This window comes from Bradyrhizobium manausense (genome assembly GCF_001440035.1).
Lineage (GTDB): Bacteria > Pseudomonadota > Alphaproteobacteria > Rhizobiales > Xanthobacteraceae > Bradyrhizobium > Bradyrhizobium manausense.
Genome location: NZ_LJYG01000015.1, coordinates 1 through 19631 on the forward strand (window position 1 = coordinate 1; position 19631 = coordinate 19631).

Here is a 19631-nt window from a genome sequence, read left to right on the forward strand (position 1 = left end):
CGATGGTCACACCTTGCGAGACGTCATCGACCGCACCGAGACACTCACCGGCTGTGCGATCGAGCGGGCCTATGTCGACAAGGGATACCGCGGCCACGACGCGCAAAATCCTCGTCGCGTCTTCATCTCCGGCCAGAAGCGCGGCGTCTTCGGTGTCATCAAGCGCGAGCTGCGCCGCCGCTCCGCCATCGAGCCCATCATCGGACACCTGAAGACCGATGGTCACCTCGGCCGATGCTATCTCAAAGGCCGCCCCGGCGATGCGGCTAACGTCATCCTCTCCGCCGTCGGTCACAACTTCCGCCGTGTCCTCGCCTGGCTGAGAGCTCTTTGGTGCCTGATCCTCACCACCCTCATCGCGCCCGCCAGCGACTGCTCACCGCTCAAATCGGTTTCTTAACGGACGACTTCCTCATCACCGTTAGCGTCGCGATCTTGATCGCCCACGCGATCGACGCCATGCGCTCCTGAGGCTGCGCCCTCCCCCATTCGGCAATTTGACGGTGCGGCGATTTTACAGGCTATCTTATGGGGAAAGCCGCGCAAGCGCCCTGGTCCTCGCGGAGAAGCCGCCTCGTCGACGGCCTCCTTGATCCATCGCTCTACACCATTGCACGATGACCGGTTCTTGGCGGCGGACCCTTGTCGAGCGCTGTGATCATCCGAATTTTCCTCGCTCCGCCTTCAAGAACATAGATCGCAGTCCAAACCGCCTATGGCGCCAAGGGATAGACGCCAATTGGGGCGGCTGAGACAGCTTCGGCTCGGATGCGCCCTGAGAATAGGGCCCCTGCCCCGATCCTAGACGAGCCAGGCTTGGAGACTAAGCTACATCTGACATCTAATTTGTTTGGAACCTGTAACATTTTTTAAAGTATTTAATTTGTGAGGAGTTTAGTATTTTCATAGCAACCATGGGAGAATGTAGCATGCCCTCGGAAGAAGAAGACCGGCGGGAATTCTTGAAGACCTGCGGAAAATTTGCTGCGGTCACGCCCCCAGTCATGACCATGCTGCTGTCCACCTCGCTCACGTCAAAGGCAATTGCGCATTCTGGAGGCGGAGGGGGTCACCACCGCGATAATGAGCACCACCATCATCACCGGGACCGCGACTAGGCGGCCTTAGACTTGCAAGAGGCCGCCTTCCCACCGGCGGCCTCTTTGATGCCACAAGATCGGAGAATCGGCGCACCCCGCGGCGATGCTGTGGATCACGTTCTGGCGGTGACGCCCGGGCTGAAGTGGAGGCGATAACCGGCATGCGCGGCAGGCAGAGTCGAACGATGTTGGCCCGTGGGTAGGTAGGGACAAACTGGCGGGCCGGGAGTTGCATCTGACCATTTAAATGTTGACCTCGCCAAGATGGGGCAGAGGGTCTATCCGCGCTAAGGTGGGGACGCCACCCCTGCTCTTTCATCTCCTGTCTCAAGTAACCCGCCAGCGGGGCAGCCGCTAGTTCGGGACCGGCTGCTTGCACTTCAGATCTCTACGTCGCGGATGGAGCGACACTTGCAGAGAAATTGCATTAATCCATTGCGGCTGGGCCCCAGGTCGACCCGTTAAATATAGAATTAACCATATTTAATATCGAACGCAAACCCGAAGCCATGCATCGGACAGACGCACGCTGACTAAGTGAAGAGAAGGGCGAGGGAATTGCCGGTAGCCTGCCGTGGCGGGCGCTCAATCACTTACGGCACGAAGAAAAATGACGATTGAATGTCAATTTAATATATAATACCATAAGCGAGATTTTAAATGAAAGAGGGCTGATCGTGATGCGGGTCGACAACGAAGATGATGACCGGCGGGCGTTCTTGAAAACCTGCGGGAAATTTGCAGCCGTGACATCCCCTACCATGACGCTGCTTCTGTCTACTTCCGTGACTTCACGAGCCATCGCACATTCAGGCGGCCTGCCTGCAGCGACGCAGAACGATAGCGGCCGGTCGTTCTTCGAGAACGATCGGTCCTTTGCGGCAGGACCGCGGACCTCCGGCGGCGGGTCATCAGGGGGTGGGGGAGCACCTGGCGGTCGCCCTGCCGGGTCATCTCATGCCGGGACAGCTGGTGGTAGCGGCGGAGCCAGCGGCGCGGGGGGCGGTGCTGGCGCAACCCCCAAAGGGCCGTTCGCGACAGCCGGCGGCTCGGGAATGCAAAGCGCACAGGGTGGGGTCGATTGCGCAGACGAAGACGATGAGGAGAAACGAAGGACCGATTGCCCCGGCGCTAACACACGGATTTCGAGAGCAACCGAATCCAGCCAATAGGAGTCGTCTCAGCCTATGAATGAGGTGACTGCCGTACGGCTAGACTCCGTCGCCGCCTTCGCCCGCGGCATCGCTAAGTTTGTGGCCGAGCGCACATCTGAGCAGCCGAGCAACCTCTTGATGAACCGCGCCAGAGCTGAACCCTGCCAAATGTCCGTACGCTTGTCTCAAAGATTGCATAGTTTTCCTGACTTTCAAAAACTGATCGAGTTCTCCAGGTGTGCTTGGGAGGGAGCACCCGCTCGCGCTGTGCGCCGTGTTGAACGTTGGGAAATTGCTTGAGCGGCGGCCATCTGTCGCACTTCGCGGTCGAATTCCAATTCGTTTAATCATTAGACAGCCTATAGAATGCGGTAGATTACGTTCCGGAGGGCGCGATGATAGATCAACAAGATGATGACCGGCGTGAATTTCTGAAGATCTGCGGCAAGTTTGCGATTGTTACGCCGCCCGCTATCACAGCGCTGCTGTCGACGTCGCTAACCAGCACAGCCCTTGCGCAATCCGGCGGCCGCTTGGCGCACGGCAATAACGGCTGGGGCAATGGCGGCGGGGACGGCAGTCCCAACGGCAAGCCGGATACGTATCGCTGAGGCTGCCGTTATCTCCTAATGTCTGGTCGGCTCTTCCTCGATCTCCTGCCCGGGCAGGTGATCGATGAGGTCGTCGAGCTCGCGCCTGTCGAGTAGGCCCGCGCAGCCGGGACAGCGGACGTAGTGGTCGCGCTCCTCTGTGAGCCTCAAGAGGCTGTCCTCGGTCAGGCCGAGGCGGCTGATCGGCGTTTGTGACTCTATACCACCATGGGGCCGGTGCCAGTTGTATCGATGCAGCCGGATCGGCAGCTCTTGGACGCGGCGATTGGAGCTTGGATAGGCTTTGGCATAAGCCCATGATCTCGCCTGGAGTGTCACGCTAATAACGGCACTCCGGGTCGGCCGCTTGAGATCCCGTATCCGGTTCAAGCCCAAACGGCGAAGAGCACGGCTAACAATGGCGCCGCAGCCTGCTCTAACTCTTCCGAACGTTACTCGCCGACGCCGGCTGGGGTTAATGGCTGCCGCGGTGGCAAACGTTGCTTATTAGCGGGCGGTTTGCCTGATCGCCGTAGCTGCCACTATGCGCCATCACCCGCCGGGCCAGCACACAAGGCCAAATGTTTGCACCGTTCTGCTCATTGCACCCGATCACGACTCTGGATAATGAAAGATATGGTTAGGTTCTTTCGCGCCGCGGGATGGTTGGCTCTCGCCCTTGTGGCTTTCGTGACGCTCGCCCCCATTTCCGATCGGCCGACGATTGCGCCCGCTCACTTCGAGCACTTTGCCGCATTTTTCGTCCTCGGGCTCGTATTCGTGCTGGCCTACCCAAATCGCATGATGCTGGCCACCCTGATCGTGATCGGCAGCGCGATTATCCTGGAAGCCCTACAGCTGCTCACTCCTGATCGACATGGTCAGATCACGGACGCGCTGGTTAAAGTGGCTGGAGGTCTCTGCGGCATTTCGTTCATGACTGTTGGGCGGGAGTGCATATCTCAAGTAATGACCAAGATCGCATCTCGGGGATGACGAGATCACCGATACGGGCGGAATGCAGCTGTCAGGATTTGCGCCAAGCTTGTCCGTACACAGGAAGATTTTTGACTTCCGACAACAGCGGCGCGTCGGCATCCTTGGGCGACAGCGAGGGGCTTTCGACGCCCCACTTGATCCCGATCGCCGGATCGTTCCAGCGAATGGAGATTTCGTCTTTCGGGCTGTAAAGATCGTCGCACTTGTAAAAAAAGTCGGCGGTCTCGGACAAGACCGCGAAACCGTGAGCGAAGCCGCGCGGCACCCACAATTGCCGGCGGTTTTCTTCGCTCAATTCGACGGCCACATGCCGCCCGAACGTCGAACTGCCAACTCGGACGTCAACGGCGACGTCGAGAACCTTACCACGCAGGACCGTGACCAGCTTCCCTTGGGTGTTCGGATTCTGCAAATGCAGGCCGCGCAAGACCCCCTGCGCAGACCGAGACATATTGTCTTGTATGAAGGGCCGCTCAATACCGGCGTCCGCGTATCGTCGGATCTGGTAGGTCTCCAGGAAAAACCCTCGTTGGTCGCCGAAAAGCTTGGGTTCCAGAATAAGGACTTCAGGTATATCAGTCACAACAACATTCATCCTCAAACCCCTTGAGGCGGGACAGCATGAAATGTTGAACTTTTATAACGCCATCTGTTACCATTTCAAATGGATTAAATGATGCGAGCGGCTATGAAAGGGATCATTCTCGCAGACGGTACTGGCTCGCGGCCTTATCATCCGGTGACGACGGTGGTTTCGAAACACCTGCTTCCGGTCTTCAAACCGATGCTTTATTACTCGCGATCGACTCTGATGTTCGCAGGAAGATTGCCGCGAAGTCAGCCAAGAGCAGCTGCGGCGAAAAATATTTAAGATCGGCGGCGCGCTCCTCGCCCGCTAAACCATGACCGGAGACCGAGCATGCGGTTCAAAGGCTCCACGATCTTCGTCACCGGCGGCGCCGGCTTCATCGGCTCGGCCGTGGTGCGGCACCTCTTGCGCGATACCCAAGCGCGGGTGGTGAACATCGACAAGCTGACGTACGCTGCCAATCTCGAGTCCCTGCCCGGCGCGACAGGAAATCCGCACTACGCATTCGAGCAGCAGTGCATCTGCGACAGCGCGGGTCTTCGAAAACTGTTCGACAAGTACCAGCCGGACGCGGTGATGAACCTCGCCGCAGAAAGCCACGTCGACCGCTCGATCGACGGCCCCGGCGAGTTCATCCAGACCAACATAGTCGGCACCTTCACCATGCTCCAGGAGGCGGTGCGCCACTGGCGCAGCCTCGCCGGCGAGAAGCGGGAGCGCTTTCGCTTCCTGCACATCTCGACCGACGAGGTGTTTGGCTCGCTCGGCGCCGAGGGCTTGTTCACCGAAACCAGCCCCTACGCGCCGAACTCGCCCTATTCAGCCAGCAAGGCATCGTCGGACCATCTGGTACGCGCCTGGCGGGAGACGTATGAGCTGCCCACCTTGGTGACCAACTGTTCCAACAATTACGGGCCCTATCATTTTCCCGAAAAGCTCATTCCTCATATGATCATCAGGGGATTGGCCCGCGATCCTCTTCCCGTTTATGGCGATGGTCAAAATGTCCGCGATTGGCTCTATGTCGAGGACCATGCCAAAGCGTTGACGCTGGTACTGGAACAAGGCCAGATCGGCGAAACGTACAACATTGGTGGTCGCAACGAGCGCACTAACCTGCATGTCGTCCGGACAATTTGCGATCTACTCGATGATCTTGCTCCGAATGAAAGTGGCTCGCATCATCAGCTTATTTCCTTCGTGAGCGATCGCCCCGGGCACGATCGTCGCTACGCCATTGACGCCTCGAAGCTTGAGCGAGAACTTGGTTGGCGCGCCGGCGAGTCTTTCGAAAGCGGTATTCAAAAGACTGTACGTTGGTACATCGAGAACAAGCCATGGTGGCGAAGTATTCTGAACAGAGGCTATCAAGCTCAGCGGCTTGGAGCTACTGGCTGACGAAACGCGCGTGACGAGTGGCTCGCCTAGGCAGGACGACCAATACCTCTCGGCGTAGGGCTAACAGATGCGAAGATGTCCTCCCGTTTCGAGGGCAAACAAACGCCATTGCTCCGGCCAAGCCTTCATCCCACCCAAATATGACAAGGTCAGCGGGACGGCCTCGGAGCTCTCCGGCCAGCTGAAACGTTAGTTCGGAAAGTTGTTCCGCGTACGCGAGCTCCGTGCGGAAGCCCTCCCGAATAAGAATTCCTAAAACGATTAAGTCGAGGGACTAGGCGCGGGAGCCCCGGCCCTTTCCATTGCGCAAGCCCGGGTTACTCACCCTGCGATTATTTTATTAGTTTTAATCTGTTTAAATTAATGGTATTTAAATGCGAGTCAACAAGGAAAGGGTAGACGCTGTGGCTTCTGAAAACAAAGGCGGTCTTGAGTTCTTGAAGACTTGCGGAAAATTCGCCGCGGTCACGTCGCCAGCCATGTGTGCCAGCGGCGTCGGTGTCCATGACTTTCCAGCGAAGATCTCGCAAACCCGATCGTTGCAAGCAACCAGATGCACTAATTTCAGTATGCCAACGAACGCCTAATGAGTCCTTCATAGTCTGCCGAGTTGTCATTCTCAAAGAGCCGTTGATCCGCATGCCTTCAGCCACATTTCGCGATCCTTCCGCTTCGCCAGGCTCTTCGACAGGTAGCCTTACAAAAATGCGCAGGTCGTCCCGGAAAAAGGCAATAAATCGTGGTGCCGATTGCGCGGAAGGTCGATGCCGGCTTGGGGCAAAGCCGGAGGAACGGCTAATGCCAAACACTCTCCAGGAGCAATTGGAGCGGGTTGAACGCGAAATTCTACTGTACTTAGAATTTGATGAGATCGAAAAAGCGCGGTTTGATCGCGAGTCTTATTTATGGACGGCCGAAGATCGTATCGAGTGGCAAGAAATACAAATAGGGAATGCTGAACAACTCCGTCGATTGCTCAGAGAGCGTGAAGCCTTGCGTAGGAACCTGAGCCCATAATGGAGGCGAACGCCGGTTAGCGGTCAATAGTTTCCCATAGACCGAACAATTGCAGAGCAAATCGGCGAAACTGGGCACGCTGCAGAATTCCCGCAGGAAAACGAAACTGGCCTCTCATTTCCGAAAGAAGCGCCGGCGGAAGCGTAGCAAGATTCATATTGCGCTCGTCCGGGGATAGGTTTGTTTGATCTGCAAGACCAGCTCCTCGGACGCTCACCACCTCAAGTTCGCATGACCATGAGCGCTCGGGCGCAAGGTCACCGACGAATTTACTATCCCCTTTGCAGGTTGCAGCACCAGGATCTGCACCGACACGGCAACGAAAGGGCTTGGTGGGCGACATGCAGATACCGCCGCTGCTCGCAAAGCAGCTATATCGGACGAAGCCACGCAGCAACTATGACTTCGTCCGCGCCGGAACTGCTGGACGCTCCAGGTAAATGAATGGCTCGGTCGAAACTTCTCAAGCATCGGCCTGCCAATCCGGCGGGAGTCCGCTCCTCGATGCGGCGGGGCAAGACAAACCCGAGACGGAGAGATCACTCTCCCGGAAGCGATCATGCCTGTTCTTGGAGAACGTCGACTGATCTGGCACCGCGCCGTCCAGGCTGAGCCAGCAAAACCATCGGTAGGCCAAAACTAAGATCGCACGGACGCCGCTCCGATCTGATCCCGAAGCATAGCCGATCAGAAGCATCCGGACCATCAACTCGGGATCGATCGAGCCTCACCCCTTATCATCCCAAACTGCAGTCAGCCGATCGAGCTCGTCATAGGGCCGCTTTTACAGTCGGCCTTACCGGCTTCGCTCCCAGGGGCGTCTGCCGTCCGCATCACGATCCCAGGGGCGGGCCGTCGTTGCGGCTTTGTCGTCCTCTGCGGCTTTTGCGCGATCGGCTTTGACTTGTTCTCGATCGGTAAGAGGCAGCTTGGTGGAGGGCACGCCCGTCTGCGCCAAAGCCGGAGCCATGGTGAGAAGCGCAACGATGGTAATGAGCTTTGTCATCCCCGCCTTTAGCACGGCTGCGGGGCCGTGTCCGATTTAGTTGCCCCCCTCATCGAGGAAATAGCCGGGCGTCCGAAGGATCACCGTTGCTGCGTCGAGGCGGCGCCGAAGCCAGCGAGAAAGGCCGGCCGGGGCTTACTCCGATCGAGGCTGCGTACTCATTGAGCGGCTGGCCGCTGGATGTCCGACGGCCGCTCGAGTCCTAACAGCGGCGAGAAAGCGGACGTTTCGCAAGTCGCTGAAGGGCCATTTTCAGACTACCACGCTCCTCTAAATCATACTGCCCGGCATGAAACAGCGAATGGTCGGATGGCCGTCCTCATAGTAGGGCCAGACAACCGTTCTCCCGAAGCGGTTGGGTCCCTTCACGACCGCAACGTCCGGAACGTCAATCCACTCGTTCGCAAGAAAGACTTGGAAATGCCCGTTCTGGCTTCGCCAATCTGTGTCCCGCAAAGTATTTCCGTCGGAGAGAGCGCAGCAGGCCTCTCCTCCTTCGGATTTCAATTGCTCGAACCATTTGTGCATTTCCGGATCGACCTGCGCGTATTTGCCTTCTGGATCGCGAGCCGCCACGGGGGCGGACATCAGCAGCAATGCCACCATCATCGATCTTACGGTGTGGGTATTCTGCAACCGGGCTCTCATAAGAGCCCCCCTGCTCAAAATTCAATTGTTTGAACGCGATCACGCCGAGTAATAAACTCGCCTCCGGGGCAATGAGAACGGAGGGAAATGCATCAACGACATCTCCCGGAGACGGGGCGCTCGGGCCCAAATATTCCCTATTCCAACTGAACGGGTTGACAGTCAGTAGGCCTGATCGCCCGCCCCATCACAACTAGAAGAAATGATGGAGCCTCGAAACGTAGCAATGGTTTTCCGCCAGTTCAACCTGAAGTCAGTTCGGCGCGGCTACGGGCCTTCTGTGGAAGTGCAACGACGCTGACCTTTCTCAACGCAATTGAACCTTTGCGGAATGCCTCGGACCAACAGTTAAGCAGTTCACATGGTTTCAAGTAGACCAAGATTAGGATGAATATGAAATTTGTGGTGGGAATATCTTCTAATCCGAGAGAGGGGAAATCCCATGAAGAGAATGTTTCTGATGGTGACAGCCATTTCGATCATTGGAAGCGTGGCCGTCAATCACGCCAACGGATGCGCACTACAGCGCCCAACTTTTGAAGTTACCGGTTTCCCGATCTCCGGGCATCAAGTAGCGGTGCTGGGCTCGGCCCAGGTGGAGGAGAGTGCGGCCGCACCGACGCTCATGTTGGGCGGGATGCCGGCTTCTCCCAGTCAGATCGAGATTCTGACGAGGCCCCCAAAAACAAGAAAAATTGTCGAGGCTTCAGCAGATGCCGGTCTGCTCACCGTTGGCGTGGCGAGACCGAGCAGAAGCGTTGGAGAGGCACCGTGTGGCTCTGAGTGATCCCGCGGACGACGTGGCATCTTGCGCCCGCTTTCGGCGGGCTTTTTTTTTGCGCTTGCACGTGATTGGCAGCCCTATTGGGATCGCATCGATCGGAGAAAAAGCACGATCTTCTTTCGATCCTCAACGGACGAAAGACCTCCGTAGGGAACCATTTTGTTCCCAGGAACGACCTCATCTGGATTGGCTATGAAGCGCGCGAGTTTTGCTTCATCCCAGATGAAATCACTGTTCCTCATCGCTGCCGAGTAATTGTACTCCGGCAGTGATCCCGCTTTCCTTTCAATAATCTGGTGCAAGTTAGGACCAAGACGATTGTCGTCCTTTTGGATCGAATGGCAAGTTCGACAAGCGTTGTTGAACATCTGTTGCTCTGCGCCTTTCGAGAGAACGTCCTGAGCCAAAGGCGAGGACGACGGTATCAGGTACAACATTGCGCTCGATATCACGAGGCCGAGCCGGCCGATACGCTTCATGCCAACCTCCCGTCGCCTGCGAAGGGCGACTGAAACCGCCGCCTGAGTCGTTCCAGCTGATGCCGGAAGTCCAGCCTCAACCGGCCATCCGCCTCCATTCGGCTCTGTGTCAATCTCGGTTTTGACCCGACACCGCGCTTCCGCTCGAGCCTGTTGAGCGGATGTGTCAGCGCTGTCAATATCCGAACGGGTTAGATCAGAAGCTTTCGTGAGCAAGATTGCCCGTTCTCCTGGGAACAGGCTGCCAACGCGTTTGTTGTTGCGTCTTAAGGTACGCGAGAGGAGACGATTATGGACCGAGAACATGTAAAGGGCGTTGCCGACAAAGCAAAAGGCGCCATCAAAGAAGGTGCCGGTAAGCTCACTGGCGACAAGGACATGGAGGCCGAAGGTAAAATCGATAAGGCTAAGGGATCTGCCCACAATGCCGCTGGAGATGTGAAGGACGCCGCGCGGGACGCCGCTGACGCCCTCAAGAAATAAGGAGAAAGAAGCCACAATTAGCCGCCTCCGGGCGGCCTTTTCTTTTCGTTCGGACACTACGAAGGGGTGGGGAAATGGCCTCACGATCCGCCGCGATCGCCGGGACGTGTCGCTGGATAAGGACGCGCTTGTTCCAGATTTAACCTCTGGCGGCGACATCAAGCTTAATCCGCGTCTTCGATTGCACCGAAGTTAGATGGCGGTAGCCTTTCGATTACCGGACATTGCCCTTAGTCCGGTCCCACTGGCGAGGCCGCCGCGCCATTATATTCGACGCGGCGGCCTCCCTTTAAACGCCTTAAGATGAGCTTCATTTGGTAAATGGCCCTACGGCAACCGGCTCGATCTCGTTGAGATGCGACGACAGATCACGACCTTGCGCTCGCAACACTCTGATAATCTTGTCGTCACATCGCGACTGAATCGCTTTTTCGTTAGGATCGCTTTTCTCGCAGAGCGAAAAGACGCGGCGCACGCCCGACATCGGCGCGAATGCCTTCCAGACGGCCGCCTATACTGTCAGCAGCGATCCTGATTGCCGGGGCCCGACAGCGCGCTGCTGACCCAGCGCAGCCGCCACGACAATCTGTGCGCCGATGCTGTGACGTGGTTCACAGTGCTATCGCAGATCAAGCCAAAGATGAAAGATGATGACGCGCAACGAAGCGCAATTCTGAATAGGAAGCCGCCGGAGGCGTGCGCGACCAGCGTGCTTCCCGTCATTGCAAGATTGGGTTGAGCAGAACGAGACAGGTCGGCAACTGAGGCGGCCGCTTTCTTAGAAGCTACTCTGAATGACCGAATAAGCGAGAGCCGCCGAAAAAACGCTTAACCCAATGATAGCGACTTTGAAAACGAGGACGGCAGTCATGCTGTGCCTCCGTGTTTGCAAATCACCTTTAATCGTACGCCTTCATAGGGAGTTTGCAAGCAACCGCAGATTCTGCGGAGGTGGGGCAGCAACCTGGAACGATAGATTGGGCCGCGCAACTGAGGCGAGAGGTCTACAATCCGATCGTACGCTGTAGATGGCGAAGCACCGACAAGGTGCTGTCGGTGTAATGGCGTTCGTTCCAACGCGTATCTGCCTCGTACGCAAGGAATGCGGCAATGATGATGGCAAATCCGATCCTGCCCATGAAAATATCCGTCGCGATCTAAATACTTCCAACATAGCGCGGAAGACGGAGAATGGGTTGCCCGTTAGGACGACGCATTCAAAAAAATTTTCGCGTATCAGATTGAGCTGGGGTGCGTTCACTGGAGCACCCGATTGTTTAACCGGACTCGCAGGCTGGTTCCATTTTTGGAACCTGTCAATGTTGCACGATGAGCACGCCGTTGAACTACTAGCCGCACGCCATTGCTTCAGATTCCAGACTCAGGCTTCTCGGCGAAGCCGGATGCATTGTCTGCTGCCAAGCCAGAACGCTGATAGCGCTTTTTCCGGTGGCTGAAGGATGCGAGCTAAAGCTCTACGAATGTGCCGGCTGTGCTAGCAGCTTGTGGCTAATCACTAGAGCATCGACACCAAAGCGGGGCAAAAAAGAAGCCCAGCTTATGACAATCGACGCTGCGCTAAATGTCGCTGCCCTCGGAGCACGATTGCCGAGGAAACCTGTGAGGCGGGAATAGGGTTCGTGGCGACCCTCCGACATGGCAAAGCGGCAGGACGAGAAGGCCGGCGCACGATATATTTCGTGATTGGAACCTATTAACTTGTTTTAATTTATGTAGCTATTTAATATCTGCCGCCTAGCAATCATAGGGTGGTTCCCATGACTTCGGAAGACGAAGATCGGCGTGAGTTTTTGAAGACTTGAGGAAAATTCGCAGCGGCCACACCGCCTGCCATGACCATGCTGCTGTCGACCTCCCTCATGTCAAACGCAATTGCGCACTCCGGAGTTGGAGGCGTCCGGCACGAGCACCACGAACACCATCACCACCGCGACTAGCGACAGGTGATCTTTCTGAAGGGACATGAGGCCCCTTGCAGGGCGGCCTCAATCCAGTGGGCCAAATTCTCTCACGGCCCTCTTCGCGATCTCGTCCGGGTCATGAGTGCCCGCGGCGTCGATCTCGATTACCTTCCGCGCGACTATCTCGCTGATCGGATCGTTGCGATTGACCAAATCTAGTGATTTCAACGTGGCAGCGAACGCCTGACGGAGTCGTTCAGCGTCTCCCGAGCTGGCATTCCCCAATAGCCGATTGATCGGCATAGCTTCTAGCCCCGTTAGCCACCCCTCATTTTAGGGAGGCTCGCCAAGCGGGATGCTAGCAAGCATTTCAGGTATTTTACAAATGCAATTTGGAAAGGTAGAACGTCCTCATAAGCCGCAGCGCTTCTTCAGCTGATGCCCGGGGCCCAATTGGACGGCTTCCCGCTTCCAAGATCGGTTCTGATGCTTCGGACATCGAGGGCCCTCCACCGGCTCAATGGAACCCTATACGGTTCCGAACGCCCGCGCTTTAACCCGTGACAGCGGTCCGGTCGTCCCGGTCGATTCGCAATTCGGGTCGCCCGCGACTATCTGCTTGGAGTCGGTAAGCGTGGAGTTTTGAGTATGCCAAGACGCGGCTGGACGCCCTCGATCGTGCCCTCGGGTAACGATCAGACGGTCTACTTGGTGAAGGACGATTTGGGCGGACACGGCGCGGTTTGGCGCGAGGCCGATGCAGAAGCTGCTGACCTCGAGACCGTCATCACCGACCTGATGGCCGGCGAGTACAAAGATCCGGTCCGGGTTGTCGCCTTCAACACCCACGAGCGTTGGTCGGAGGACGTCTCCGAAGATGTCGCGCGCGAGATCCGCCGCCGCTTCGATCTGCAGTTCGCCGACGTGCCGTCAGGGCTACAGGATTTTGTGGAGCGATACGAAGGCCACCACCGGCAACTCGCGCTGCGGCTGGTCTAGTCGATATGATTTTTCTCGGCCTTCACACAGAACAAGCATCCGACCGGATGAAAGAGTTTCTAACCAAGCTGGTCGACGCCGAAGCCCATGCCGGCACGCCGCAATTCGACGCGCTTATGGCCGAAGCTTACGCCCTTTACGAGCAGCTTTCCGACGACGAGCGCCTGTGGTTCGATGAAAAAGCCGAGGAGATCGGCGGGCTGACGATCAACTGAAACCGAAGAGGGATCAATGACTGTCTTCATATACGTCAACACCGCCAAGCAGGTCGGCGACAAGGATCACATCAAAGTTTTCGCTACTGTGCATGCGCGGAAATGTGGTTCGAGCAGAACGATCCGGAAGGCGTGATCAAAGAGATAGGCCCGCCAACGTGAACCGCTGGGCTGAAGAGGCCGCCCACTGGGTCGGTCTTACCACGTTTCGACGACAACCTTTCCCCTCACTATAAACAGTACCTTCGGTGGCTAAATAGGTGTCATGGGCATCTAGTTCAGCGTTTTTCAAATTGGCTGGCATCTGTTGTACAGCCCTGTGACGCGCAGCATGGTCGTCTGCGAGGAGTGTTCCACGCGGGTCTTCGGTCCTTCGGCCTCGGACATGCTCATGAAAAAGTAACGCGGCATTTGGGCCTCCTGTCTTCATTGACAGGAGTCAATTTTGGAACTGCCTGTGGCCCAGCCGCTTCGCACCGTGCACAAAAAGAATGCGTCGTAGCGATGGAACGTCGCTCGGCATTGGCTGATTGCCCTGCTGCCGGCATTTAGTGCGTCCGCTCGAAGGTCGCCCTCTCGTCTCGCAATGGAGCGGGCGATGTTCTTTATGTTCGAGAGGCTGTCGGCAACAGGGGCGCGGCATCGCGAATTTGGTTGTCCTCGGTGCGAGAGGTGGCCGCGACTTGTAAGGATCGAACCGAAGCCGGGAGGGTCCGATAGCTTCTTCGAGTGCCCGTGTGGAGCTCAAATCTGGGAGCGCGCCCAATCGCACGAGCCTCGAACAACTGAATAAGACTACACTGGAGGCGTCTATGCTGCTTGCCTACCTACCGATCATTGTGTTCGAAACTCTGTCCCACATGGCGATCGCCAACATGCAGATGGCCTCACTTGAAAAGCCAAAGAGCAAAGAACCTACGATGATTCTCATGGAATAGCGGTGACCGTGGCGGCGTTTTTCGATAGTCCTTCAACAAGCCCGTTTTGATCGTCAATCCTGCGGCGGGTCGAACCGTGCGACGCGCTGAGGACCGCGCCAAAGCTCTACGGGGTGTTCGTCAACCAACGCGGCGGCTCTAGCTCGGGCATCTTCTTCAGTCGCGCAGTCCACGAGGTCCATGCTCAGCGCATTGCCGAGCTCGTCCAGGATGTAGATCTGATAGATCATCGGCAGCCCCGGATCTCCAGACTTTTTAGTATATCTTCGTCGCGATCGTAAAATTGAGCAATACTCTAGGTCCGGTCTACGCCTGACAGGCGACATTTCCTTGACCTTGGGATATGGCAGCGATGGGCCAAAGGACTAAACCGCTCGCGCGGTAGGGCGCTGCGGCAAACAGGGTGGTCAAGGCGATAGCGCCAAGGGGCGTCCTGTCTTGAGATTGAGGGGTTGCAACAACCTCACTCAAGACAGGAGCATCCCCATGACCGACGAGGCAATGAGCCCGTTGCGCCGGCGCATGATCGAAGACATGACGATCCGCAAGTTCGCCCCGAAGACCCAACATGACTATGTGCAAAGGGTCAAGAACTTCTCGGCGTTTCTCGGTCGCTCGCCCGATACGGCGAGCTTCGAGGATGTGCGCCGCTACCAGCTGCATCTGGCGGCGAGCGGCGTTGGCGTGCCGACCATCAATCAGACCGTCTCGACCTTGCGGTTCTTCTTCCGGGTCACGCTGAAGCGCCACGAGATCGTCGAGCACACCCACGTCATTCACGAGCCGCGCAGGCTGCCGGTCGTGCTCAGCGTCGAGGAGGTGGCGCGGCTGCTCGATGCCGCACCGGGGCTGAAGTACAAGGCGGCGCTGAGCGTGGCCTATGGCGCCGGCCTGCGCGCTGCTGAGGTGGTCTTCCTCAAGGTCGCCGATATCGACAGCAAGCGCATGATCATCCGCGTCGAGCAGGGCAAAGGCGGCAAGGACCGTAACGTCATGCTGTCGCCGAGCCTGCTCGAACTGCTACGGGCCTGGTGGAAGATGGCTCGGCCACAGGGCTGGCTGTTCCCGGGCCGCGATCCGGCCCAGCCGATGACCACCCGCCAGCTCAATCGCGCCTGTCACGCTGCCGCCCAGATGGCGGAGATCAACAAGCGTGTCTCGCTGCACACCTTGCGCCACAGCTTCGCCACTCACCTCCTGGAGCAGAACATCGACGTTCGCGTCATCCAGGTGCTGCTCGGTCACGCCAAGCTCGACACCACGGCGCTCTATACCCGTGTCGCCACCAAGACGATCAGCGAGGTCATGAGCCCGTTGGAGCACATTGCTCTCAAGCTCAAGGAGGCGCGGCCGTCCGGTTGACGCCGGGCACCTATGTCGCGCCCGGTTCTGGAGGTTGCGGATATCTTCCGCGACCATGGCCCGGCATGGCGCAAGGCCCATGCCGGCCATGTCAGCCTCGACCAGTTGAAGGTGATGTCGGCGATCGAGAGTTGCCGCACGGCAGCCCTCGGCGGCCATGTCGCGCGCTGCGCGGACTGTGCCTATATCACCATCGCCTACAACTCCTGCCGCAACCGGCACTGCCCGAAGTGCCAGGGCGCTGCCGCGAAGGACTGGCTTGCCGACCGCGAGGCCGAGTTGTTGCCGGTGCCGTACTATCACGTCGTGTTCACGCTGCCGGCGGCCATCGCCGACATCGCCTACCAAAACAAGGCCGTGGTCTACGATCTCCTGTTCGAGGTCTCGGCCGAGACCATGCTGACGATCGCCGCAGATCCGAAGCATCTCGGCGCCAGGATCGGCATCACGTCCGTGCTGCACACCTGGGGCTCGGCCATGACCCACCACCCGCATGTGCACATGATCGTGCCGGGCGGCGGCATCTCGCTGGACGGCCAGCGCTGGGTGTCATGCCGGTCGGGCTTCTTCCTGCCCGTGCGGGTGCTCTCCCGCCTGTTCCGGCGACTGTTCCTGGAGAAGCTCCTCGCTGCCCACCAAGCCAGCCGCCTCAGCTTCTTCGGCGACCACGCCCATCTCGCCGAGGCGCACTCCTTCGCCGCCCATCTCGCCCCACTGCGCAAGGCCGAGTGGGTCGTCTATGCCAAGCGACCGTTCGCCGGGCCAGAGGCAGTGCTGGCTTATCTGTCGCGGTATACCCACCGCGTCGCCATCGCCAACAGCCGTCTGATCTCGATCGACAATGCCGGCGTCACCTTCAAGTGGAAGGACTACCGCGTCGAGGGCCGCGATCGCTACAAGCAGATGACGCTCGAGACCTTCGAGTTCATCCGCCGTTTCCTCATCCACGTGCTGCCAAAAGGCCTGCACCGCATCCGCCACTACGGCCTGCTCGCGCGGAGCGCCTGCGCCGACAACGTCGCACGCGCGCGCGAACTGCTCGTCGTCAAGGATCGCAACGATGAGCCGACCAAGACCATCATCGACAGCGGCATGCCGCCGTGTCCATGCTGCGGCGGTCGCATGATCGTCATCGAGGTTTTTGAGCGAGGCGCGACGCCTCGCCATCAAGCGACCCCGCCAACGAGCGCCATCAGGATCGATACGTCATGAACGCGCAACCGCATTCCGCAAAGCTGCTCGCTATGCCCGCTGCTCATCGACCGGCCACGGCGGCATACGCCCCAACTGTCAGCTGCTGTTGCCAATCCGCCGACGATTGATCACATTCGAAGCCATCTACCCATTGTTCACTTGCCCCGCCACCGTCGCGCAGCTCGCTGCATTGGTTCGAACTCAATCGGCCAGCGCGCCTGCAGCGCTCAAATCCCCATAGCCCGCCGCACCGTTCCGCCCTCCATGCGCGGTTTCCTCCTTTGGAGGCTTTCGGACGCCAGCCGCCGAATACGCCGCGCCGTCCCTCATGCGGCCGGCATCCGAAACCCTTCACACAACCGGACATCCGCAAGGGCACTCCGGGCCCGCTTTGTTTTCAGGTCGCCTTGCACAGCTGCCCTTTTCGTCTCCTCGCGCTGGAACAAGCTCCGGCTTGCCCAGTTTTCCCAACACCCTTTGCCCAAAAGGCGCCCCCAATGCCCCACCTCATCGGCCCCAACCCTGCGAGCTGGGACCTTTCTTTTTCAATCGGCTGCCCGGAAACCTTTGTCGCCGAACTAGCTTTTCCGACTCGCCGATCCTAAGCTCTAATCGGTCCTGCGGAGTAAGCGTCATGCGTTCCTCGCCCTCGATCGTGCCGGCCGATCGCCTCGACCGCGACATCTATCTAGTGCTTGAGAATTTTGGCGCGTACGCCGGCTGCGCCTGGCGTGTCTTCAGCCCGAGCAATGGTAGACTGCGGCGGAAGACACGGAAGACCGGGAACGCTTTGCGGAGTGTAGATTTTTCCCGATGCCCTTCCCCTAGAGGGCGGCGACCCTAATCGGCCCCAGCTTCATCCCCCGCCCGGAGCTCATCCTATTTGCCAATGAACGGCCCCACTTCGCTCTGCTCGCGCCGGAAGTCGAGCGGAATTCAAGGGAGATAGCAGAGCAAAGTTCATGCGACCCTATTTTGGGATAACCCTGATCTGGGATCACCTTAAGCGCCGCCGAATCGCAATTGCCCGCCGGCCATGGAAAAATCCCTCAAATCCGCCGAATACGCCCGCCTGATCGCCCTAATTGTCGCAACGCGACATAAGGCGAATATCCACCAACAGGCGCTGGCAAAAAAGCTCCGCAAGCCGCTATCATTCGTCTGAAGGTGGAGAGGGCCGCCTCGATGTGGTCGAGTTCATCACCATTGCGGGGCGCTGGGGGCCGATCCGTTGAAGCCATTTAAATCGTTCTTGCAAGCAAGGCCACTGTAGACGCGTCTTTTATCGCCAGACAGACCGGCGCTCGGTGCGAGAGTCGCTTTGAATTCTTCGCGTAGCTTCACTTCCGCACACTAACCAACAAGACTTCCGCAGTGATGCTGCTCACATCGGGACATGTTCGAGAGGCGACAATCTGAATAACGTTACGCCGCGAGGCCTAAATCGAGCCTGGTTGCAGGCCTCGGTGCCGGGTCATGTGCGGGAAATGTTTTTGTCGAAGTGAAAGAGGCCGCCAATTGAGGCGGCCTCCACTCGCGAGCAGCTGTGGGCTGGAGAACTCAGAAGGGCGGCTGCCCCGGTCCTGAGCCCGGGCCAAACGGGCTGCGCAAATTGCCCGGGCCTTGCAAGCCGCCTAAGATAAACCCGCCGACCCACTCGACGGCATCCTTGATGGCGCCGCCGATGGCACGGAAGGCGTCTCCGAGCCAGTTGCCGCCGACAACCGCCTCGAGTTCTGCATCATTCAGTTCGATGATTTCCGGCTTTGTGTGTTCCAGGTTCAGCATGTTGGTCGCTCCTCTTCAAATGATGGATGGATGTGATGAATTGTTTGAAGGCGCAGGTCTCACCGGTGGAAGATGCCGCCAGGCAACCAAGGGTTCGGACCCATGGGCTGATGGGTCGTGATCTTCCCATCCACGATCCAGGGGCCGATGCAGCCTCCGTCATTGATGAAGCCGCCGCACACGGAGCTCAGTTCGCGCTCGTCCAACTCTTTACGATCTCGATTGCTACGCTCGGTCATTTGTGTCTCCCGCTGTTGTGGAGGGTCCATCCCCTCTCATCTCGTGACCACAGGAGTACCGCGGCCCGTGCGCTTAGACCGTGAGACGGGTCACAGAGGTGCTGCTGGCAGAGCTTTGGACGAACCGTCGCGTCCGGCCTCGGAGAAGCCTTGCCACTCGCCAGTCAAAGCCGGGCGCGAATGGAATTCAGAACCCCGGTCGTCGCATCAACAACCTGGAGGGCCTGCTGGGATTTTGCCAACGCTACAGCCGATCTGGTGCATTGATCGGGAAGTTGCGCGATCTTTTTGCGCTGGCTGGAAAGAATATTGGTCGACTGCTCGATGGCAAACTTCACCACATCCCGAGTGGGGTCATTTTCGCCGACGCTCGTCAGCTCTTTCTCGATCGTAATCAGATATTCGTAACTGGAAAGCTCTCGGGAAATCTCGACAAGATTTTGCACGGTGGCTTTGACGCAATCTGCGTCCACGGCAGGAATGTCGGTCCGTTTGGAGGTTTGAACGAGGTCCGCCATCAAGCCGGCGAACATTGGCCTGAGATCTTCCACGCGCTTCAAGTCGGCAGGACTCAAGACACCGGCCACGCATATTTTCATTGCGACCAGCAACCCCAGGCCTTGCCACGCCAGTCGACCGGCAACCAGACGAACTGCCCCGGCGCGTTTCACACTGTGCGCTTGCCATCTCATTGAGACGCTCGAATGCTCTGCGTCAAAATCCCATC

The 19631-nt window shown here is 58.1% G+C and carries 21 protein-coding genes and 3 pseudogenes; 14 read left to right on the plus strand and 10 right to left on the minus strand.

Annotated features, from left to right (window positions below):
* The 3 genes and pseudogenes from AOQ71_RS02335 to AOQ71_RS02340 all read left to right on the plus strand — a co-directional run.
* Positions 1-400: pseudogene (locus AOQ71_RS02335) on the plus strand (IS5/IS1182 family transposase); the annotation flags it as partial.
* A 514-nt stretch (positions 401-914) separates the two neighbouring features.
* Entirely contained in the window at positions 915-1118 is a 204-nt protein-coding gene (locus tag AOQ71_RS49875; RefSeq protein WP_083513872.1) for a hypothetical protein, read from the plus strand.
* Positions 1119-2649: 1531 nt separating this feature from the next.
* Entirely contained in the window at positions 2650-2865 is a 216-nt protein-coding gene (locus AOQ71_RS02340; RefSeq protein ID WP_057741218.1) for a hypothetical protein, read from the plus strand.
* Positions 2866-2880: 15 nt separating this feature from the next.
* Here the strand turns inward: AOQ71_RS02340 and AOQ71_RS49570 are convergent, their stop codons facing one another.
* Together AOQ71_RS49570 and AOQ71_RS42350 are read right to left on the minus strand one after the other, a co-directional pair.
* Positions 2881-3015, minus strand: coding sequence for a hypothetical protein (locus AOQ71_RS49570; RefSeq protein ID WP_283809561.1), 135 nt, complete (start codon positions 3013-3015; stop codon positions 2881-2883).
* Positions 3007-3168 (minus strand): annotated as a pseudogene (locus AOQ71_RS42350) (IS481 family transposase); the annotation flags it as partial. The gene AOQ71_RS49570 and the pseudogene AOQ71_RS42350, both read right to left, overlap by 9 nt.
* A gap of 303 nt (positions 3169-3471) precedes the next feature.
* Between AOQ71_RS42350 and AOQ71_RS02350 the strand changes: the two are divergent.
* Positions 3472-3840: a VanZ family protein gene (locus AOQ71_RS02350; RefSeq protein ID WP_063958173.1), complete on the plus strand. Its 369-nt coding sequence runs from the start codon at positions 3472-3474 to the stop codon at positions 3838-3840.
* A 31-nt stretch (positions 3841-3871) separates the two neighbouring features.
* On the opposite strand, the gene rfbC is transcribed toward AOQ71_RS02350, so the two are convergent.
* The gene (rfbC, locus tag AOQ71_RS02355) at positions 3872-4438 is read right to left on the minus strand and encodes a dTDP-4-dehydrorhamnose 3,5-epimerase (protein ID WP_057741223.1); all 567 of its coding nucleotides are present in this window, start codon (positions 4436-4438) and stop codon (positions 3872-3874) included.
* Positions 4439-4531: 93 nt separating this feature from the next.
* On the opposite strand from rfbC, the gene AOQ71_RS50540 reads away from it, so the two are divergent.
* The 3 genes from AOQ71_RS50540 (at position 4532) to AOQ71_RS02365 (ending at position 6847) form a co-directional block, all read left to right on the plus strand.
* Entirely contained in the window at positions 4532-4714 is a 183-nt protein-coding gene (locus AOQ71_RS50540) for a sugar phosphate nucleotidyltransferase (RefSeq protein ID WP_083513873.1), read from the plus strand.
* A gap of 48 nt (positions 4715-4762) precedes the next feature.
* Complete coding sequence (gene rfbB / locus AOQ71_RS02360; protein ID WP_057741226.1) at positions 4763-5830, plus strand: dTDP-glucose 4,6-dehydratase; 1068 nt, start codon at positions 4763-4765, stop codon at positions 5828-5830.
* A gap of 798 nt (positions 5831-6628) precedes the next feature.
* The gene (locus tag AOQ71_RS02365; RefSeq protein ID WP_057741228.1) at positions 6629-6847 is read left to right on the plus strand and encodes a hypothetical protein; all 219 of its coding nucleotides are present in this window, start codon (positions 6629-6631) and stop codon (positions 6845-6847) included.
* Positions 6848-7382: 535 nt separating this feature from the next.
* Here the strand turns inward: AOQ71_RS02365 and AOQ71_RS42365 are convergent.
* Positions 7383-7571, minus strand: a pseudogene (locus tag AOQ71_RS42365) (transposase); the annotation flags it as partial.
* A 552-nt stretch (positions 7572-8123) separates the two neighbouring features.
* Positions 8124-8489 carry a hypothetical protein gene (locus AOQ71_RS02375; protein WP_245316653.1) on the minus strand — a complete coding sequence of 122 codons (366 nt, stop codon included), beginning with the start codon at positions 8487-8489 and terminating at the stop codon, positions 8124-8126.
* A 454-nt stretch (positions 8490-8943) separates the two neighbouring features.
* Here AOQ71_RS02375 and AOQ71_RS02380 point away from each other — a divergent pair, with 454 nt between their 5' ends.
* A complete protein-coding gene (locus AOQ71_RS02380) occupies positions 8944-9288 on the plus strand; it encodes a hypothetical protein (protein WP_057741236.1) in 345 nt (114 codons plus the stop codon).
* A gap of 74 nt (positions 9289-9362) precedes the next feature.
* Here AOQ71_RS02380 and AOQ71_RS02385 read toward each other — a convergent pair whose 3' ends face one another.
* Positions 9363-9764, minus strand: a complete 402-nt coding sequence (locus AOQ71_RS02385) for a c-type cytochrome (RefSeq protein WP_057741238.1) — start codon at positions 9762-9764, stop codon at positions 9363-9365.
* Positions 9765-10055: 291 nt separating this feature from the next.
* Here AOQ71_RS02385 and AOQ71_RS02390 point away from each other — a divergent pair, with 291 nt between their 5' ends.
* The 4 genes from AOQ71_RS02390 (at position 10056) to AOQ71_RS49575 (ending at position 14321) form a co-directional block, all read left to right on the plus strand.
* Entirely contained in the window at positions 10056-10247 is a 192-nt protein-coding gene (locus AOQ71_RS02390; protein WP_057741240.1) for a CsbD family protein, read from the plus strand.
* Between the two features lie 2570 nt (positions 10248-12817).
* A complete protein-coding gene (locus AOQ71_RS02400; RefSeq protein ID WP_057741245.1) occupies positions 12818-13168 on the plus strand; it encodes a hypothetical protein in 351 nt (116 codons plus the stop codon).
* A 5-nt stretch (positions 13169-13173) separates the two neighbouring features.
* The gene (locus tag AOQ71_RS44660) at positions 13174-13383 is read left to right on the plus strand and encodes a hypothetical protein (RefSeq protein WP_157083334.1); all 210 of its coding nucleotides are present in this window, start codon (positions 13174-13176) and stop codon (positions 13381-13383) included.
* Between the two features lie 812 nt (positions 13384-14195).
* Positions 14196-14321: a hypothetical protein gene (locus AOQ71_RS49575; protein WP_283809560.1), complete on the plus strand. Its 126-nt coding sequence runs from the start codon at positions 14196-14198 to the stop codon at positions 14319-14321.
* Positions 14322-14374: 53 nt separating this feature from the next.
* Here AOQ71_RS49575 and AOQ71_RS44665 read toward each other — a convergent pair whose 3' ends face one another.
* The gene (locus tag AOQ71_RS44665) at positions 14375-14551 is read right to left on the minus strand and encodes a hypothetical protein (protein ID WP_157083335.1); all 177 of its coding nucleotides are present in this window, start codon (positions 14549-14551) and stop codon (positions 14375-14377) included.
* 256 nt (positions 14552-14807) lie between these two features.
* Between AOQ71_RS44665 and AOQ71_RS02410 the strand changes: the two genes are divergently transcribed.
* Entirely contained in the window at positions 14808-15683 is an 876-nt protein-coding gene (locus tag AOQ71_RS02410) for a tyrosine-type recombinase/integrase (RefSeq protein WP_205668187.1), read from the plus strand.
* A gap of 12 nt (positions 15684-15695) precedes the next feature.
* A complete protein-coding gene (locus AOQ71_RS02415) occupies positions 15696-16895 on the plus strand; it encodes an IS91 family transposase (RefSeq protein WP_057741249.1) in 1200 nt (399 codons plus the stop codon).
* A gap of 1542 nt (positions 16896-18437) precedes the next feature.
* Here AOQ71_RS02415 and AOQ71_RS02425 read toward each other — a convergent pair.
* The 3 genes from AOQ71_RS02425 to AOQ71_RS02430 form a co-directional block, all read right to left on the minus strand.
* Complete coding sequence (locus AOQ71_RS02425; RefSeq protein ID WP_057741251.1) at positions 18438-18665, minus strand: hypothetical protein; 228 nt, start codon at positions 18663-18665, stop codon at positions 18438-18440.
* 59 nt (positions 18666-18724) lie between these two features.
* A complete protein-coding gene (locus AOQ71_RS44670) occupies positions 18725-18904 on the minus strand; it encodes a hypothetical protein (protein ID WP_157083336.1) in 180 nt (59 codons plus the stop codon).
* A gap of 164 nt (positions 18905-19068) precedes the next feature.
* Positions 19069-19596 carry a hypothetical protein gene (locus tag AOQ71_RS02430; RefSeq protein WP_057741253.1) on the minus strand — a complete coding sequence of 176 codons (528 nt, stop codon included), beginning with the start codon at positions 19594-19596 and terminating at the stop codon, positions 19069-19071.
* Positions 19597-19631 lie beyond the last annotated feature (35 nt).

Coding starts and splice junctions, on each gene's coding strand:
- AOQ71_RS49875 (WP_083513872.1), top strand. CDS start 915: ATGGGAGAATGTAGCATGCCCTCGGAAGAAGAAGACCGGCGGGAATTC.
- AOQ71_RS02340 (WP_057741218.1), top strand. CDS start 2,650: ATGATAGATCAACAAGATGATGACCGGCGTGAATTTCTGAAGATCTGC.
- AOQ71_RS02350 (WP_063958173.1), top strand. CDS start 3,472: ATGAAAGATATGGTTAGGTTCTTTCGCGCCGCGGGATGGTTGGCTCTC.
- rfbC (WP_057741223.1), bottom strand. CDS start 4,438: ATGAATGTTGTTGTGACTGATATACCTGAAGTCCTTATTCTGGAACCC.
- AOQ71_RS50540 (WP_083513873.1), top strand. CDS start 4,532: ATGAAAGGGATCATTCTCGCAGACGGTACTGGCTCGCGGCCTTATCAT.
- rfbB (WP_057741226.1), top strand. CDS start 4,763: ATGCGGTTCAAAGGCTCCACGATCTTCGTCACCGGCGGCGCCGGCTTC.
- AOQ71_RS02365 (WP_057741228.1), top strand. CDS start 6,629: ATGCCAAACACTCTCCAGGAGCAATTGGAGCGGGTTGAACGCGAAATT.
- AOQ71_RS02380 (WP_057741236.1), top strand. CDS start 8,944: ATGAAGAGAATGTTTCTGATGGTGACAGCCATTTCGATCATTGGAAGC.
- AOQ71_RS02385 (WP_057741238.1), bottom strand. CDS start 9,764: ATGAAGCGTATCGGCCGGCTCGGCCTCGTGATATCGAGCGCAATGTTG.
- AOQ71_RS02390 (WP_057741240.1), top strand. CDS start 10,056: ATGGACCGAGAACATGTAAAGGGCGTTGCCGACAAAGCAAAAGGCGCC.
- AOQ71_RS02400 (WP_057741245.1), top strand. CDS start 12,818: ATGCCAAGACGCGGCTGGACGCCCTCGATCGTGCCCTCGGGTAACGAT.
- AOQ71_RS44660 (WP_157083334.1), top strand. CDS start 13,174: ATGATTTTTCTCGGCCTTCACACAGAACAAGCATCCGACCGGATGAAA.
- AOQ71_RS49575 (WP_283809560.1), top strand. CDS start 14,196: ATGCTGCTTGCCTACCTACCGATCATTGTGTTCGAAACTCTGTCCCAC.
- AOQ71_RS44665 (WP_157083335.1), bottom strand. CDS start 14,551: ATGATCTATCAGATCTACATCCTGGACGAGCTCGGCAATGCGCTGAGC.
- AOQ71_RS02410 (WP_205668187.1), top strand. CDS start 14,808: ATGACCGACGAGGCAATGAGCCCGTTGCGCCGGCGCATGATCGAAGAC.
- AOQ71_RS02415 (WP_057741249.1), top strand. CDS start 15,696: ATGTCGCGCCCGGTTCTGGAGGTTGCGGATATCTTCCGCGACCATGGC.
- AOQ71_RS02425 (WP_057741251.1), bottom strand. CDS start 18,665: ATGCTGAACCTGGAACACACAAAGCCGGAAATCATCGAACTGAATGAT.
- AOQ71_RS44670 (WP_157083336.1), bottom strand. CDS start 18,904: ATGACCGAGCGTAGCAATCGAGATCGTAAAGAGTTGGACGAGCGCGAA.
- AOQ71_RS02430 (WP_057741253.1), bottom strand. CDS start 19,596: ATGAGATGGCAAGCGCACAGTGTGAAACGCGCCGGGGCAGTTCGTCTG.